A 16,918-nucleotide genomic window follows, 5' to 3' on the forward strand; every position below is an offset into this window, starting at 1 on the left:
CTTGCTGGTTGCGGGAGCTGCTCAACGCGTCAACGCATAGGCCAGCTGCCCCAGCCATTCGTGCAGCGCCACCTGCCAGCGCAGCAGGCTCTCGGCCATACGGTATTCCGTCCATGGCGTGCTCTCGCCCGTGCGAAAGTCCACGGGGTATGGCGTGATCTGGCAGCCCACAGCTTCAAACTCGGGCACGGAGCGCGGCATGTGCCAGGCCGATGTCACCAGCAGCCAACGTTCGTTGTGGCAGCGCTCACCCAGCGTCTGGGCCACACGCTGCGCGTTTTCGCGGGTGGTGCGCGAGCCTTGCTCGATATGCACACGCGCCATGTCCAGGCCTTGCTCTCGGTAGAACTGCGTGGCCAACTGGCCTTCGGTCACACCCGTGGTGAGCAGGCGCCCTTCACCACCGCTGAAGACCAGCTGCAGCTCAGGGTGCGCATGCATCCAGCCGACCGGCACCGTCATACGCTCTACCGACTGGCCCAGCGGCACCTGTCCATGCGCCTGCCAGCTGGCGGGGTGCTCCAGCGCACCACCCAGCACAATCACGCCAGCATGCTCTGGCACACGTTCAGTCGCAGGTACGGCATAGCGGTTTTCCAGCGGCCGCAGCAAAGCATCTGGCCCGGCCTGAAAACCCAGCAGCCCCAGCACCACCAGCCCTGCCCACAGCATGCGCCGGGCCAGCCTGGGTTGGCGGCTGAGCAGCAGCAAGGCCAGCAGCCACCACAAAGCCAGCCAGAACACAGGCTGGGTGATGGCCGACAAGAGTTTGGAAACAACAAACACGGTGCACACCCTCTATGAATACAAGAGCAGCTAGCGCTTGATTTCAAAGGATTTCAGATAGTTTTCTATCTAAAAACCAGCAAAATCAAGCGCTAGCCGCTCTGATTGTGAGAGTGCGATTATTGACCAATGCCGCCGTGGGCCAGCGACCATTTGGCGGGGTTGTGCAAAAAGGCCTGCCACACTGCCAGCTGCTCTACGGAGAACCCGCCGCGCTGGAAGGCCATGGCCAGTACATCCTGCCAGTTGCACAGCGCATGCACGCACACACCGTGCTGCGCCAGTACGGCGTCTGAGCCAAAGCAGCCGTAGTCAAATACGACGAACAGGTCTTCCACCCGCGCACCCTGGCTGCGCAGCGCTTCGATGAAGTTGAGCTTGTACTGCCCGGCCGAAACCATGTCGTCCACCAGCAGCACCTTGCCACCTGAGTGCACCACGCCCTCAATCTGGCGGCTGCCCACAGGGCGCTTGCGCACGTACTGCAATGGCATGTCGAGCTTTTCGGCAAACCAGGCCGCAAAGGCAATACCGCTGGACTCCCCGCCTGCCACAGCAGACAGGCCTTGCAGAGCACCCGCATCGAGCAGGCGCTGCACGCCCTGCTTCATCAGCTCGCGGCGTATGGTGGGCAGCGAGATCAGACGCGTGGCATCCATGTATACGGGGCTGGCCCAGCCCGAAGGCAGGATAAAAGCAGCATCGGTGCGCACTTCCACACAGCCCGCATCGAGCAGCATGGCTGCTGCGTCATGTCGTAAAGATTGGGTCATCACTTGGTCTTTCTTTGCAGAGATTGCATGGCTTTACGCAGTAATTGCGAGCATGGTGTCCGCTAGCACCTGGGTGCCCAGCATGAAGTCGCTCAGTTCCATGGCTTCATAGGGGTTGTGCGAGCCGTTCTGGTTGCGCACAAACACCATGCCAGAAGGCACACCGCCATTAGCAAACAGCGCGGCGTCATGCCCTGCGCCACTGGGGATGCGCTCGTGCGCAATGCCGCGCGTGCGGCAGGCCTTGGCCATCAGCTCACACAGCAGCGGGTCGGTCACTGCGGGGTCACTGGTCAGGCGGCGGTCCAGCGCAAACTTCACGCCGCGCTCGCGCTCGATCGAGGCCATCTCGGCCTGCACCAGCTGGTAGAAAGCTTCCAGCGTGTCGCTGCTCTTGCTACGCACCTCAAAACTGAAATGGGCGTAACCGGGCACGCGCGAAATCGAGTGCTCTGCCGGGTTGGTCTGCACCACGCCGCAGGTCACCACCAGGTCTGTGCCGCGCTCCAGCAGCGCACGCCAGTGGTTGTCCAGGCGCACGATGAGGTCCGATACGGCAAACACCGCATCCTTGCGCAGCCAGCGCGGCACCACACCCGAGTGCTGGGCATCGCCAAAGCACTCAATCTTGTTGTGGCGCACATTGCCGCGAATGCCACTGACCACACCCACGGGAATCTCTCGTGCCACCATGACGGGGCCCTGCTCGATGTGCAGCTCCAGATAGGCACGGATATCGGCAGGGCTGAACAGCTTTTCCTGACGGCTGATGGCGTCCATGTCCGCACCGCATGCGGCCAGCGCATCACGCAGCGTCACTTCGTCACCACGGCGCTTGAGCGCCAGATCTGCCGCCGTGAGCTTGCCCCACAGCGCACCCGAGCCCATATAGGCCTTGCCAAACCAGGCGCTTTCTTCCCCACGAAAGCCAATCACCTTCAGCGGTGCAGGCAGCGTGACGCCTTCACGCCGGGCCGCCAGCAGCACCAGCAGACCGGCAACCACACCAGCCAGGCCGTCGTAATTACCGCCCTGTGGCACCGAGTCCAGGTGCGAGCCGCACCAGATCGCAGGGGTGCTGCGTGTGTCAGCAGGGTCGAAATAGATGAAGTTGCCAGCGCGGTCCGTGGTCACATCCAGACCTTCGCTGCGCACAAATTTTTCCAGATAGGCAGCGCAGGCGTTCTCGCCCTCGCCGTAACTGGCGCGGGTGACACCCACACCATCAAAAGTCAGCGCACGAATGTCAGCAAACAATTGCTGGGCCAGTGGCTGTAGAGCATGCATTTCCATATCAACATACCTGCATCACATGCCGCGTGCAGGCTTACAGGTTGCTAAGAAAGCATGCTACTAGCAAAAAATATACGTGTTATCCGCAAATCTCTGCAAAAAATACGCATGAAATCTGGAGCAACAGGAATACTCAAGCCTCCAGGTCAAACAGCAAAAACTCGGCGGGACTGCTTCCCGTAAATTGCAGCAGCGGCTCCTGGTCCACCAGCAGTGCATCCCCGGCCTGCAGCAGGTGACCTGATACCTCCAGCTTGCCGTGGATGAGCTGCACATAGGCTTTTCGCCCCGCTGGCAGGACATGGCTGAACTGTACGGCAGCCCCATCTTCTGGCCGCAGCACACTGGCATAGATACGGGCATTGGCATGCAGCTGCACCGAGCCCTGCGCCCCGTCAGGCGACGCCACCAGCCGCAGCGTGTTGGTTTTTTCGGCTTCGCTGAAACGCTTTTGCTCATAGCCAGGCTGCAGCCCTTGGGCACTGGGCAGCAGCCAGATCTGCAGAAAATGCGTCTGCTGGCCCTGGGCATGGTTGTGCTCACTGTGCACCACGCCCGTGCCCGCTGTCATGCGCTGCACTTCGCCGGGTGTGATGGTCTGCACATTGCCCATGCTGTCCTCATGCGAGAGTGCACCGTCAATGACGTAGCTGACAATTTCCATGTCACGGTGCGGGTGCGCGCCAAAGCCTGCTCCGGGCGCGATGCGGTCTTCATTGATGACGCGCAGATTGCCCCAGCCCATATGACGGGGGTCGTAGTAGCCAGCAAACGAAAAGCTGTGAAACGAGGTCAGCCAGCCGTGATCGGCAAAACCTCGCTCATGCGATGGGCGGATACGAAACATGAACACACCTCCTTGGCAGCAAACACCCCACTGTAAAAGCCCAGCTTTGCCTTCGACACAAAGCCGTTTGATGGCATCATTCAAACTCTTTGAATGGACTTGTCTTCTTCAGACACATTTCCTGCATGCCCAGTCCTCGTGATGTTTTAACCCCAGACAGCCTTGCCATGCTGCAGGTCATTGCCGATACCGGCAGTTTCGCAGCTGCTGCACGCCAGCTGCAACTGGTGCCCAGCGCGCTCACCTACCGGGTGCGGCAAATGGAAGAAGCCCTGGATGTGCTGCTGTTTGACCGCAGCACCCGCCAGGCCCAGCCCACCGAGGCCGGACAGGCCCTGCTGGCCGAAGGTGCACGTCTGCTGCAGGACATTGATGCCGTTGCCAACCGCGTACGCCGTGTAGCCACTGGCTGGGAGCCAGAGCTGACCATCGTGGCCGATGCCGTGCTCTCACACAGCACGCTGCTGGATCTGGTCGAAGCCTTTTACGCGCTCAACGCCCCTACGCGGCTGAAGCTGACCACAGGTACCCTGTCTGGCCCCATGGAATGTCTGATCCAGGGCCGCGCCGACCTGGCGCTGGGCATGACGCCCACCAACACCAGCGCCGCCGGTCTGCAGGTACAGGACCTGGGCGATGTGCAGTTTGCCTTTGCCGTGGCGCCCTTTCACCCGCTGGCCCAGCATGAAGGCCCGATCACGGATGAAGTCATGCGCGAACACCGCCTCGTCGTCATCAGCGACTCCGCACAGCGTGAACGCACCTCCATGGGACTGCTGGACGGGCAGGACATCTTCACCGTAGACCACATCCAGGCCAAGATCGACGCCCAGGTGCGCGGCCTGGGCTGTGGCTTTCTTTCACAGGCCATGGTCCAGCCCTATGTGGATGCCGGCCTGCTTGTTATCAAACCTATAGCGCGCGCGGCACGCAATGTCCGGGTGCGCTACGCCTGGAAAAAAAGCGGTGGCAACGCCCCGGGCAAGGCCCTGCAATGGTGGCTGGAGCAATTGCAAAGCCCTGTGACCCAGCAGGCCCTGCTGGAGCAGCACCGCTACAGCTGGTTGCCTCAGCGCTGATTCGCTGATTCGCTGATTCGCTGATTCGCTGATTGTTTCTTCTTCCCATGACAGTTTCATTGCCCTGTCCCTACCGTGGGCGCTTTGCACCTTCGCCCACAGGCCCCTTGCATGCAGGCTCGCTGGTCGCGGCCCTGGCCAGCTGGCTGGACGCACGTGCCCACCACGGCACCTGGCTGGTGCGCATCGAAGACATTGACCCGCCACGCTGCATGGCAGGGGCCGACCAGGTCATCCTGCAGCAGCTCAGCCAGTGCGGCCTGACCCCGGACGAACCGCCAGTCTGGCAATCCCAGCGCCACGCACACTATGCCGACGCGCTGGAGCAGCTGCGCGCAGCCGGTCTGGCCTATGCCTGTGGCTGCACCCGCAAAGACCTGGAACAGGCCTGGCAGCAGCTAGGCCTGGTGCATGAACGCCATGTGGAGCGCCCCTACCCCGGCACCTGCCGCGATGGTCTGCACGGCAAACCTGCCCGCAGCTGGCGCTTCGCCCTGCAAAAATATATAGAAAATTGGCCTCTAGCGCTTGATACACAAGCGCTGACAGCTCCTTTTTTAATAGAACCCAGCCACATGCTGCACTGGCAGGACCGGCGACTGGGCGCCGAGCAGCAGGACCCGACACAGGTCGCTGGCGACTTTGTGCTGCAGCGCGCTGATGGCCTGTACGCCTACCAACTGGCCGTGGTGGTGGACGATGGACTGCAAGGCATCACCCACGTGGTACGCGGCGAAGACCTGACGGACAACACACCGCGCCAGCTGCTGCTGCAGCATGCGCTGGGTCTGCCACACCCGTGCTACCTGCACACACCGCTGGTGCGCATGCCCGATGGCGAAAAGCTTTCCAAACAGCATGGTGCACCTGCCGTGGATGTGAGCGACCCGCTGGCTGCATTGAACACGGCGGCACAGAACTTGCAACTGCAGCCCGTAAGCCCTGCAACCACGCTGGCAGACGCACTGCAGCAATGGGTGAACGAATGGCGAGCCACATACAATAGCCGGCGTGACTGAGCATCAAAACACCACCATGGCTGACACAGCCCCTAACACTGCCGCTGCAGGCCAGGCGCCTGCCGATGTGGCACATCCCCGCACCATTCGCAGTTTCGTGCGCCGCACTGGCCGCGTGACCACCGGACAGGCCAAGGCCTTTGAAGAGCTGGGCCCCAAGTTCGTGCTGCCTTACACCGGCCAGCCGCTGGACCCGCAGGCCGCCTTTGGTCGCCCCGGCAAGCTGATTCTGGAAATCGGTTTTGGCATGGGTGAGGCTACGGCCCACATCGCACGCGTGCGCCCTGATGACAACTTCCTGTGCTGCGAAGTGCACGAGCCCGGCGTGGGCGCGCTGCTCAAGCGCATTGGCGAGCAGGACATCCACAACATCCGCATCCTGCAGCACGACGCGGTCGAAGTCATTGACTTCATGCTGCCCGAGGGCATGCTGGACGGCGTGCACATTTTCTTCCCAGACCCCTGGCACAAGAAAAAGCACAACAAGCGCCGCCTGATCCAGTCGCCACTGGTGGCCAAGCTGGCCAGCCGCCTCAAGAGCGGGGGTTACATCCACTGCGCAACCGACTGGGAACCCTACGCCGAACAAATGCTGGAAGTGCTGAGCGCCGAAGCCCTGCTGACGAACACCGCAGAAGGCTATGCACCCAAGCCGGATTACCGCCCTCTCACCAAGTTTGAGAATCGCGGCCTGAAGCTGGGACATGGCGTCTGGGATCTGGTGTTCGTCAAACGCTAAGCACACCACCCGGGATCGTCCAACTGCCCCGAACATTCATGCGTATTCTGCAAAATCTGGTCCAGATGACCGAGCAACGGGATCATCTTCGCCTGGAGCTCTCCGTCCTTTCCACTTTTTTGCAGCTGCCACATATCCAGAATGTTCGGGCGCTGGAGTTGCTCAAGCTCGAAGACGATTACTGGGTGCGGCCTCGCACCTGGCTGCACAACGACCAGCTGGTCACTGCTGCGCAGGACTTCATGAATGACCCTGCACGCAAGCCGCTGCAGTCCGTCCCCCATCTGCACGCATGTATCACGCAGCGTGCCCAACAGGCCCAGCAGACGGGCGTTCATGGGCAATACATACTGTGGCTGCCAGTCTGGATGCATGAGCCAGTGCATGCCTGCGTCGAAATCATTCGCGCCACCCCTCCCAGCAAGCATGAGCTGGATGTCATTCTGGCCATTTTTACGGTCTACAAGAACTACCAGAGCCTGCTGGACTACAGCGAGCGCGATGCACTGACCGGCCTGCTCAACCGCAAGACTTTTGATGAACACCTGATGCGTTTTGCCGCCCAGGTGCATGACTCAGAGGAACAGCCCTGGCTGGCCGTGATCGACATTGACCACTTCAAGCAGGTCAATGACCGTTTTGGCCATCTGTTTGGTGATGAGGTCCTGATTCTGGTGGCCAATCTGCTGCGCACTGCCTTTGGCACACAGCACCGTATCTTCCGCTTTGGTGGCGAAGAGTTTGTGGTACTCATGCCCTCCATGCGCCGTGAGGCTGCACAGGCAGCACTCGAGGCCTTTCGCGAGACCGTCGCCCGGCATGCATTTCCGCAGGTGGGCTCTGTCACGGTCAGCATTGGCTTTGCCTGCGCCAAGCTGTGTGCGCCTATTGAAATTCTGGGGCAGGCCGACCAGGCCCTGTACTTTGCCAAAGAGCATGGCCGCAACCGCGTCTGCCAGTACGAGCGGCTCCATGCCGATGGGCAGCTGCACCACGCACAGATACACGACGACATCGAACTGTTCTGAATAGCCCGCTCAGGCCTCGGAACACACCCTGTCGCGCCCCTGATGCTTGGCCCGGTACAGCAGGCCATCCACACGCTGCAGCAGCGCCTCCATGGACTCACCATTGCGGCGCTGCGTCACCCCGAAGCTGCAGGTCAGCTGTAGCTGCAGGCCATCACCTTGCCAGGGCTCACTGCGCACCACCTGTGCCAGGCGCTGCGCCACTTCGCTGGCCTGATCCAGCGTAGTATCGGGCAGGCAGATGACAAACTCCTCCCCGCCAAAACGGACCATCCAGTCCTGATCCGCCCGCAGAGCATGCTGCAGACGCTGGGCAATGGCACGCAGCACCGCATCACCCACCGCGTGACCATGCCTGTCATTGATGCGCTTGAAGTGGTCGATGTCCGTAAAAATAATGCTGAAGGCCCTGCCTTCGCTCATGCACTGATCCAGCTCCAGCGGCAGGCGCTGTTCCATGGCTCGGCGGTTGTATGCACCAGTGAGCACATCCACCTGCGACAGTCGCTTGACCTCTTCCACCAGCTCGGAAAGCTCCTGCGTGCGCTCCTTGACCAGGCCGTCCAGCTGGCTGATATGGCGATCCAGCTCCTCCTGCAGACGGTGAAAGCCTTGCACGACCAGATCGATTTCATCGCAGCGCTCATGCCGCGCACGCTGAATCTGCAGAGGCTGGCTCACCGCCTCAGGGCGCAGATGGCGCACAAAGTCCGCAATCTGGCGCAGCGGCAGACCCAGGTCACGCCGGATCACCCAGGCCACCATGATGCACATCAGTGCCGTAAAAATCAGATAGCCAGGAATCACATGCTTCTGCGATTCCCACAGCAGATTGCGGTAGAAGTCCGGATCAGCCCAGACCTCGATCGTGCCTAGCACCTGCTCCTTGTCATCTGGTGAGTGAATCACGGCTTCATACGAGGGCGCATCCAGCACGGCTTTGCTGCGCCCAGCCGTCAATATTTCACCGGTCAGCGCCACCTGAATATGCACCGCCCCTACTGCCTCAATTTCGGTGAGTCGTTGCAGATGGTTGTTCAGGCGCTCCCGGTCAATATCCCACAGCGCATGGCCAATCGCACGGCTGCTGGTCTCCACAATCAGCGCCATGGTGTTGAAGAACTGTTTTTCCTGAACGGAGCGCTCCACCCATACCTGCACACCACCAATTCCAATCAGGCACACCATGGCCAAAGCAACAATGCGTTGCAGCATGCGTGTAGAAATGGATCGGAATTCAAGATGGCGACTTGACATGGCGGTCAGGATACCCAGTCAGTGCAGCAGCCTGTGAATGTCAAAATCATAGCGCTTCAGATGAGGGTTCAGGTATTTACTGAACTGTCTGAAGTCCAAACGGACCTTGCTACCCGCTCCCATGCGCTGCTCAAAGCGTTTGCTGCTGCTGGCGTCAAAGAGCATGAACATGGGGCGCTTTTGCTCCAGACCTTCATCGGCAAAATCAATGCCGTGGTGGTAGTCGAACAGCATGACCATGGCCCATGCTCCAGCCAGAAAATGACCGCCTGCCATGGCGGTCAACTCACCCTGGCGCAATTTTTCCAGTGCCTGCGCTGAGGTATTGATGCCGCTGAAAACAGCATCCTGACCTGGCTTACCACCCTGCTCTTGCCAGGCCTGCATGGCGCCCAGCGCCATCACATCATTACCACTCCACACAATGCGCGCCTGCGGATAGCGCTGAAAAAGCACAGCAGCCTGCTCACGTGCCTTGTCCTGGCGCCACTCACCGTAGACCTGCTGCATCAGCTTGACGGAATCACCCGCCTCACTCACGGCCCTGAGCATGCCCTGATTGCGGGTGATGGAAACAGGGGTCGAACGGTCGCCAGCAATGGCCAACATCTGCCACTGGCCTTGCTCATCACGCCACTGTGGATGCTTTTGGGCTGCTTCAATCAAGGCCTTGGCTGTGCGATACCCCGCATCTTCGGCATTGGACTCCAGACTGCCAAGCCAGAATGGAAAGCGCCCTCTAGGGAATCCCACCTGCAGGCGTAGATCTTCATGAATTCCGCTGAACGCCATGAACGCCTGGATGCCGGCCCCCTCCAGCGCCTTGAGCACACTGGGCGCCACACTGTACTCGTTACCAAAGAGCACGTAGTCAGGGCGTTCCTGCGGCGGCAACTGCGCCAGGGACTGCGCTACCTCCATGGGCTTGAGGCGGTCGCGCTCCACAGTCACCACTTGCAGCTGCATACCCAGACTGTCAGCCGCCTTACGCATGGCATCACTGGCGGAAGTCCAGAAAATCTCATCGGACATGCCCGGGTTGATGAACACCACAGACTGCGCCTGTGCCATGCCTGCAGTCCAGAGACATACCGCCGCCGCCCATAGCCGCAGCCCAGCCTGCCAGCAGCGCTGACACACTGCACACCACAGCAACTTGCTTGTTTGCATATGTCTCAATCTCATCATCAGGCAGCCAGAAAGCGCCTGCGCTCTTCCCATAAAAAAACCAGAAGGCAGAACTGCCTTCTGGTTTTTAGTGAGGTGAAGTACGCAATCAGATGCGCTCAGCCACCCAGGCCTGAACCGATGCCAGCGCAGCAGGTACGCCCTCGGCATTGGAGCCACCGGCCATGGCCATATCTGGCTTGCCACCGCCCTTGCCGCCTACCTGCTGGGCCACAAAGTTCACCAGCTCACCCGCCTTGACCTTGGCAGTCTCAGCTTTGGTCACACCGGCAGCCAGCTGCACCTTGTCGCCGTCGACAGCGGCCAGCACGATCACGGCCGCACCCAGTTTGTCCTTGAGCTTGTCCATGGTCTCACGCAGGGTCTTGGCATCCGCGCCATCGAGCTTGGCAGCCAGCACCTTCACGCCCTTGACATCCGCAGCTTGCGTAGCCAGTTCATCGCCCTGGCTGGAAGCCAGCTTGCCCTTGAGTGCGGAAATTTCCTTTTCCAGCACCTTGATCTGATCCAGCGCCGAACCAATGCGGTGGTTCAGTTCTGCCACAGGCGCCTTCAGCGCTGCAGCAGCCTGGTCCACGGTGGACTCCAGCGATTGCAGATAGGCCAGTGCGTTCTCACCCGTCACCGCTTCCACACGGCGCACACCAGCGGCCACGCCCGACTCGGCCACGATCTTGAACAGACCGATATCGCCGGTGCGATGCACGTGGGTACCGCCACACAACTCACGGCTGGTACCAATGTCCAGCACACGCACGGTTTCGCCGTACTTCTCGCCGAACAGCATCATGGCGCCGCTGGCCTTGGCCGATTCGATGTCCATCACGCGTGCATCGGTGGCGGTGTTGGCCAGAATTTCCTGGTTCACACGGCGCTCGATTTCGCGGATTTGCTCTGCGGTCACGGGTGCGTTGTGCGTAAAGTCAAAGCGGGTGCGGTCAGCATTGACCAGCGAGCCCTTTTGCTGCACGTGCTCACCCAGCACTTCGCGCAATGCCTTGTGCATCAGGTGGGTAACCGAGTGGTTGCGCATGGTGGCGGCACGCAGCTGGGTGTTGACCTCCGCCTGCACAGCATCGCCCACCTTCAGGCTGCCGGACTCCAGCACGCCATGGTGACCAAACACATCGGCCTTGATCTTCTGGGTGTCTTCCACCGCAAACACACTGCCTGCGGCGCTGATAACGCCCTGATCGCCCACCTGGCCGCCGGACTCTGCATAAAAAGGAGTGGTATCCAGCACAACCACGCCGCTTTGACCAGCCTTCAGCTCAGAAACGGGCGTACCTTCTGCGTAAAGCGCTACGATCTTTGCAGATTCCACCAGCTTTTCGTAGCCGGTGAAGGTGTTGGCCGCGCCGGTGTATTCCAGCGCACGGTCCATCTTGAACTTACCAGCGGCGCGGGCCATGTTCTTCTGGGCTTCCATCGCGGCGTTAAAGCCTGCTTCGTCCACGGTCACACCGCGCTCGCGGCAGACGTCGTTGGTCAAGTCCAGGGGGAAGCCGTAGGTGTCGTGCAGCTTGAAGGCCACGTCACCAGCCAGTACCTTGGCGTCACCGGCCAGGGCGCTGTCCAGAATTTCCATGCCATGGGCCAGGGTCTCGAAGAAACGCTCTTCTTCCACGCGCAGCACTTCGGTGATGCGGGCCTCCTGCTCGCGGATCTTGGGATAGGCATCGCCCATCACGGCGACCAGGTCCTTGACCAGCTTGTGGAAGAACGGCGTCTTCTGGCCCAGCTTGTAACCGTGGCGGATGGCTCGGCGCACGATGCGGCGCTGCACATAGCCACGGCCTTCGTTGGAAGGAATCACACCGTCCGCCACCAGGAAGGCAGTTGCACGGATGTGGTCGGCAATCACGCGCAGCGATGGATGCTCCAGATCGCTGGTGCCGGTTTCACGGGCAGCGGCCTTGATCAGGTTCTGGAACAGGTCGATCTCGTAGTTGCTGTGCACGTGCTGCAGAATGGCAGCCAGACGCTCCAGACCCATGCCGGTGTCCACGCACGGTGCGGGCAGCGGCTTGACGTTGCCCTGCTCGTCCATGTCGAACTGCATGAACACGTTGTTCCAGATTTCGATGAAACGGTCGCCGTCTTCATCGGGCGAGCCAGGAGGGCCACCGGCAATGTGTTCGCCGTGGTCGTAGAAGATTTCCGAGCAAGGGCCGCAAGGGCCGGTGTCAGCCATCATCCAGAAGTTGTCGGACTTGTAACGTCCGCCCTTGTTGTCGCCAATGCGAATCACGCGCTCTGGGGGCAGGCCAATTTCCTTGGTCCAGATGTCATAGGCCTCATCGTCTTCAGCATACACCGTCGCCAGCAGACGCTCCTTGGGCAGCTTGTAGACCTCGGTCAGCAGCTCCCACGCCCACTTCAGCGACTCACGCTTGAAGTAGTCGCCGAACGACCAGTTGCCCAGCATTTCAAAGAAAGTGTGGTGGCGCGCGGTGTAGCCCACGTTTTCCAGGTCGTTGTGCTTGCCACCGGCGCGCAGGCAGGCCTGCACCGAAGTTGCGCGGTTATAGGGGCGCTTGTCGGTACCCAGGAACACGTCCTTGAACTGGACCATGCCCGAGTTGGTGAACATCAAAGTGGGGTCGTTACCGGGCACCAGAGGGCTGGATTCCACAATGGTGTGGCCCTTGGATGCAAAAAAGTCCAGGAACGTCTTGCGGATGTCCGCAACGGAGAATTTGGGAGTGCTCATGGATAAGTCGTTGTCTTGTGCGCAAACACTGCTGCACGAATTAACTTTTGATTATAGGTTTCATGGATGGCATGGCGCGCAAGCCATTCAATCGTTCCGATAGTTCAACACGGGCTTGTGCGCCGCTTCATGCCGCGGCAGCGGGCCCAGCGTGCGCCGGGAACGAAACTGGTGCTGCAGCCCGGTCACGGGATCGCAAAATGCCAGGCTTTGCGCCAGCAACATCAGGGGGCGAGAAAAATCCCCTTCTGGCGCATCATCCACCACAGGGTACAGACCATCGCCCTTGAGCCCCAGCCCCAGCGCTGCCATGTGTACGCGCAGCTGGTGGCGCTTGCCACTGATGGGCAAAAGCCGGTAGCGCGCCCAGTGCTGGTTGTGCTCCAGCAGTTCCATCTGTGTAAAGCTGTTGGGCGTGCCTGCGACTTCCTGCATCCGGATGAAATTGTTGCTTTCCACCATGCGGCTTGCGTGCTCACGCGGAAAGGTGATGGCGGGGTTCCACGGCGCAATCGCTTCATAGGCCTTGTGCACCGTGCGCTCTCGAAACAGGGCCTGATAGGCACCACGGTCCTCTCGACGCACGGCAAACAGCACCAGCCCCGCCGTATCACGGTCGATGCGGTGCACGGGCGACAGATCCGGCAGGTCCAGCTGGTTCTTCAGCCGCACCAGCAAGGTGTTCTGCAAGTACTTGCCGCCCGGTGTGACCGGCAGAAAGTGTGGCTTGTCTGCCACCACAATGTGGGCGTCCTGGTAGAGCACCTCGGCTTCGAATGGAATGTGCGGCTCTGCCTCTACCTCACGGTAGTAATAAATACGCAGCCCTTTGAGCAGCGGCGTGTGCGGCTGCACGGGGCGAGCCAGCTCGTCCACCACTTCACCGCGTGCCATGCGCTCCAGCCAGCTCTCACGCGATACAGCCGGCAGGCGCTGCACCAGAAAGTCCAGACAAGTCCCATCCCCCACATTGGGGAGCACCACGCAGCTGGGCTTGACGCCATCGCGTATGGGCAGCACTTGTGGATCATGGGTGTTATACATGGTGCTTCCAGCAAAGCAGACCATGCAATCATGGTCAAATCAGGCTCCAGCGCTTGCTACACAAGCGCTGGCAGCTATATTTTTCATACTAACGGTACGGCAACAGCTGCTGTATGGCCTGCGCCGTCGCTCTGGCGGTACCACGGTGTGAGGCCGCAAACTCCAGCGCGGCCTGCCGCGCAGCTGCCAGACTGCTGGCATCACGCACCAGCGCAGTTGCCAGCTGCACGCCCTGCTCCATATCCAGCACACGAAATGCAGCCCCCACTTCGCAAGCCGTCTGCGATACCTGGGCAAAGTTGAACGTGTGTGGGCCGATCACCATGGGGCAGCCACAGGCCGCAGCTTCGATCAGATTCTGCCCCCCCAGCGGCTCAAAGCTGCCACCGAGCAAGCCGATGTCTGCCGCAGCGTAGTACAGCGGCATCTCCCCCAAGCTATCGCCCAGCCAGACATCCACATCGGTCGGTGGCAGGCCATCGCCCCACTGGCTGCGGCGTGCCACACGCAGCCCGGCTTCCAGAAGCTGTGCATGGACTTCATCAAACCGTTGCGGGTGGCGCGGCACGATCAGCCACTGGCACTGCCCAGCCACCCCGTGGAATTTGCGACCAGCCCACTGGGCCATCCATTGCGCTTCTTCCCCTTCGCGCGAGCTGGCCAGCACCACCACGGGCCGCTGGCTCACCGCACGCCAGGCCTTGCCTTGCTCCAGCAAAGCCGCATCAGGCTGCACATCAAACTTGAGATTGCCCAGCACGGCCTGCACGGGAGCCCCTACGCTGCGCAGGCGCTCGGCATCTTCCTCGGTCTGCGCCCATACGGCACGCAAAGCGCCGTAGGTGGGTTCAAACAGCGATGACCAGCGCTGCGCACCAGCCTGCGACTTGGCATTGAGACGGGCATTGGCCAGCACCAGAGGCACGCCCATGCGCTGGCAGCCCTGCACCAGATTGGGCCAGATCTCGGTTTCCATCAGCACACCGATGGCTGGCTGAAACTGCTGCAGAAAGCGGCGCACGGCCTTGCGACTGTCCCACGGCTGCCACACCTGTATATCGCCAGGCTGCAGCAGCTTGCGTCCTTCAGCACGGCCCGTAGCCGTTCCATGCGTGAGCAGCAGGCGCATGCCTGGCATGGCAGCACGCAGCTCATGGATCAGCAATGCCGCAGCACGCGTTTCGCCAAGGGACACAGCATGCACCCAAACCCACTGGCCTGCGGCCTCACGACCCAGATCCCTGGGCGTGTAACAGCCAAAGCGCTCAGGTACGGCTTCCGCATACCCTGGCTCTGCCTTGGCTCGCCTGCGCAGCTTGCGCTTGAGCAAGGGTTGCGCCGCCCACGCCAGCAGGGAATAAGCCGCCAAGCTCAGGTTCATGCTGCTCCTCTGCGCTGCGCCATCAATGCGCGGCACTGCCGATCTTGGCACCGGGCTTGACACGCTCGAGCAGCGCCAGCATCTGGGCCTCGATGCGGTTCAAAGCTTCCTGGGTATGGCCTTCAAAGCGCAGCACCAGTACCGGCGTGGTGTTGCTGGCGCGAATCAGACCAAAGCCGTCTTCCCAGTCCACACGCAGACCATCAATGGTGCTGATCTGGGCAGGCGCAGCAAACACTTCAGGCGCCAGTGCCTGCAACTGTGCCGTCAGGGCATGGGGCTCACCTTCGGCGCAGGCTACGTTCAGCTCCGGGGTTGAGAAGCTGGTGGGCAACGCATTGAGCACAGCGCTGGGGTCCGCTTCCTTGCTCAGAATTTCCAGCAGGCGACAGCCTGCGTAGGTGCCGTCATCAAAGCCGTACCAGCGCTCCTTGAAGAAGATATGACCACTCATCTCGCCACCCAGGGGAGAGTCCAGCTCCTTCATGCGCGCCTTGACCAGCGAGTGGCCAGTCTTGTACATCTCGGGCACACCGCCTGCTTCGCGAATGGCAGGTGCCAGGCGTTGCGTGCACTTGACGTCAAACAAAATCGTGCCTCCGGGCACGCGTGAGAGCACATCCTTGGCAAACAGCATCATCTGGCGGTCGGGGTAGATGGTCTGGCCGTCCTTGGTCACAATGCCCAGGCGGTCGCCGTCACCGTCAAATGCCAGTCCCAATTCCGCATCAGTTTCCTGCAGGGCCTTGACCACATCGCGCAGGTTCTCTGGCTTGCTGGGGTCTGGATGGTGGTTGGGGAAATGGCCATCCACCTCAGAGAACAGCTCCAGCACCTCGCAGCCCAGCGCGCGGAAAATCGCCGGTGCCGTGGCACCCGCCACACCATTGCCGCAGTCCACCACAATCTTTACAGGGCGCGACAGCTTGACATCACCCACAATGCGTGCGGTGTAGTCAGCCAGCACACCGGCCTGGCGAATGCTGCCACCTGCCTGCAGCTGCCAGCTTTCCGCTTCCATGGTCTGGCGCAGGGCCTGAATCTCAGGGCCGTAAATGGCGCGACCTGCCAGTACCATCTTGAAGCCGTTGTAGTCCTTGGGGTTGTGGCTGCCCGTGACCATGATGCCGCTCTTGCACAGCGTGGCGGCCGCAAAGTACAGCATGGGGGTGGTGCACATGCCGACATCAATCACTTCAATGCCTACATCCACCAGACCTGCCATCAAGGCCTGGCTCAGCGCTGGCCCGGACAGGCGCCCGTCACGCCCCACGGCCACGACTTTTTCACCTTCAGCCAGGGCAGCCATGCCAAATGCACGGCCTACGCCGCGGGCGACCTCTTCGGTCAGTGTGGCTGGAACCACACCACGAATGTCATAGGCCTTAAAGATAGAAGCAGCAATCTGCACAGTGAAATCCTCAACGTGGCACAGGCCACAAAAACAAAGAGCACCGTACGTGCTCGGCCGTCATTCTAGAGACTTGGAGCAACCACCCCTACGGAAAGCTCGACTTTCTGCCTGCACTTCCTACACTTTGTTACGAGGTAATCCCTCATAGCGCTCCAACCGGGAAGGCTGCACGATGAGGCCGCACTCACAGATCCCCCCCGCAAGACGTCCTGCTGGCCAGGGCCTGCGCACGACCAGGCGCCTTGCCTCTGCTGCGCTTTGTGTGCGTACATAACGTCCATGGATCAGACGGCCTATGACCGCCTTTGCCTCACAGCTTTTCGCTCATGTATTGCGCCATTCCTTCAGCGCCTGGCT

The 16,918-nt window shown here is 60.9% G+C and carries 14 protein-coding genes; 4 read left to right on the forward strand and 10 right to left on the reverse strand.

The genetic code is table 11. The annotated features are described in order from the left end of the window. Nucleotides 1-21: 21 nt before the first annotated feature. The 4 genes from F7P80_RS03155 to F7P80_RS03170 all read right to left on the reverse strand — a co-directional run bounded on the left by F7P80_RS03155 (nt 22) and on the right by F7P80_RS03170 (nt 3,699). The gene (locus tag F7P80_RS03155) at nt 22-786 is read right to left on the reverse strand and encodes a YdcF family protein (protein WP_151042735.1); all 765 of its coding nucleotides are present in this window, start codon (nt 784-786) and stop codon (nt 22-24) included. A 119-nt stretch (nt 787-905) separates the two neighbouring features. Then, on the reverse strand, nt 906-1,559 hold the full coding sequence (locus tag F7P80_RS03160; RefSeq protein WP_249041364.1) for an orotate phosphoribosyltransferase: 654 nt from the start codon (nt 1,557-1,559) through the stop codon (nt 906-908). A 33-nt stretch (nt 1,560-1,592) separates the two neighbouring features. Continuing rightward, complete coding sequence (locus tag F7P80_RS03165; protein ID WP_151042738.1) at nt 1,593-2,852, reverse strand: hydantoinase/carbamoylase family amidase; 1,260 nt, start codon at nt 2,850-2,852, stop codon at nt 1,593-1,595. 133 nt (nt 2,853-2,985) lie between these two features. Beyond that, the gene (locus F7P80_RS03170; protein ID WP_054067722.1) at nt 2,986-3,699 is read right to left on the reverse strand and encodes a pirin family protein; all 714 of its coding nucleotides are present in this window, start codon (nt 3,697-3,699) and stop codon (nt 2,986-2,988) included. Between the two features lie 125 nt (nt 3,700-3,824). Here F7P80_RS03170 and F7P80_RS03175 point away from each other — a divergent pair, with 125 nt between their 5' ends. The 4 genes from F7P80_RS03175 to F7P80_RS03190 are packed head-to-tail and all read left to right on the forward strand — an operon-like array spanning nt 3,825 to nt 7,564. Then, a complete protein-coding gene (locus tag F7P80_RS03175; RefSeq protein ID WP_054067721.1) occupies nt 3,825-4,778 on the forward strand; it encodes a LysR family transcriptional regulator in 954 nt (317 codons plus the stop codon). A gap of 47 nt (nt 4,779-4,825) precedes the next feature. Then, nucleotides 4,826-5,797: a tRNA glutamyl-Q(34) synthetase GluQRS gene (gluQRS, locus tag F7P80_RS03180; RefSeq protein WP_151042741.1), complete on the forward strand. Its 972-nt coding sequence runs from the start codon at nt 4,826-4,828 to the stop codon at nt 5,795-5,797. 16 nt (nt 5,798-5,813) lie between these two features. After that, on the forward strand, nt 5,814-6,536 hold the full coding sequence (trmB, locus tag F7P80_RS03185) for a tRNA (guanosine(46)-N7)-methyltransferase TrmB (RefSeq protein WP_151042744.1): 723 nt from the start codon (nt 5,814-5,816) through the stop codon (nt 6,534-6,536). Nucleotides 6,537-6,574: 38 nt separating this feature from the next. Further along, on the forward strand, nt 6,575-7,564 hold the full coding sequence (locus tag F7P80_RS03190) for a GGDEF domain-containing protein (protein ID WP_151042747.1): 990 nt from the start codon (nt 6,575-6,577) through the stop codon (nt 7,562-7,564). Between the two features lie 9 nt (nt 7,565-7,573). On the opposite strand, the gene F7P80_RS03195 is transcribed toward F7P80_RS03190, so the two are convergent. From F7P80_RS03195 to F7P80_RS03220, 6 genes are all read right to left on the reverse strand, one after another. After that, entirely contained in the window at nt 7,574-8,779 is a 1,206-nt protein-coding gene (locus F7P80_RS03195; protein WP_170265327.1) for a GGDEF domain-containing protein, read from the reverse strand. A gap of 60 nt (nt 8,780-8,839) precedes the next feature. Further along, complete coding sequence (locus F7P80_RS03200) at nt 8,840-9,892, reverse strand: ABC transporter substrate-binding protein (RefSeq protein ID WP_151042753.1); 1,053 nt, start codon at nt 9,890-9,892, stop codon at nt 8,840-8,842. Between the two features lie 205 nt (nt 9,893-10,097). Further along, a complete protein-coding gene (alaS, locus tag F7P80_RS03205; protein WP_151042756.1) occupies nt 10,098-12,722 on the reverse strand; it encodes an alanine--tRNA ligase in 2,625 nt (874 codons plus the stop codon). Nucleotides 12,723-12,809: 87 nt separating this feature from the next. Beyond that, the gene (locus F7P80_RS03210) at nt 12,810-13,766 is read right to left on the reverse strand and encodes a pseudouridine synthase (protein WP_151042759.1); all 957 of its coding nucleotides are present in this window, start codon (nt 13,764-13,766) and stop codon (nt 12,810-12,812) included. A gap of 88 nt (nt 13,767-13,854) precedes the next feature. Then, nucleotides 13,855-15,147, reverse strand: coding sequence for a 3-deoxy-D-manno-octulosonic acid transferase (locus tag F7P80_RS03215; RefSeq protein ID WP_054067715.1), 1,293 nt, complete (start codon nt 15,145-15,147; stop codon nt 13,855-13,857). Between the two features lie 22 nt (nt 15,148-15,169). Then, the gene (locus F7P80_RS03220) at nt 15,170-16,558 is read right to left on the reverse strand and encodes a phosphomannomutase/phosphoglucomutase (RefSeq protein WP_151042761.1); all 1,389 of its coding nucleotides are present in this window, start codon (nt 16,556-16,558) and stop codon (nt 15,170-15,172) included. Between the last annotated feature and the right edge of the window lie 360 nt (nt 16,559-16,918).

The sequence above is a fragment of the Comamonas kerstersii genome (assembly GCF_008801935.1).
Classification (GTDB): Bacteria; Pseudomonadota; Gammaproteobacteria; order Burkholderiales; family Burkholderiaceae_C; genus Comamonas; species Comamonas kerstersii.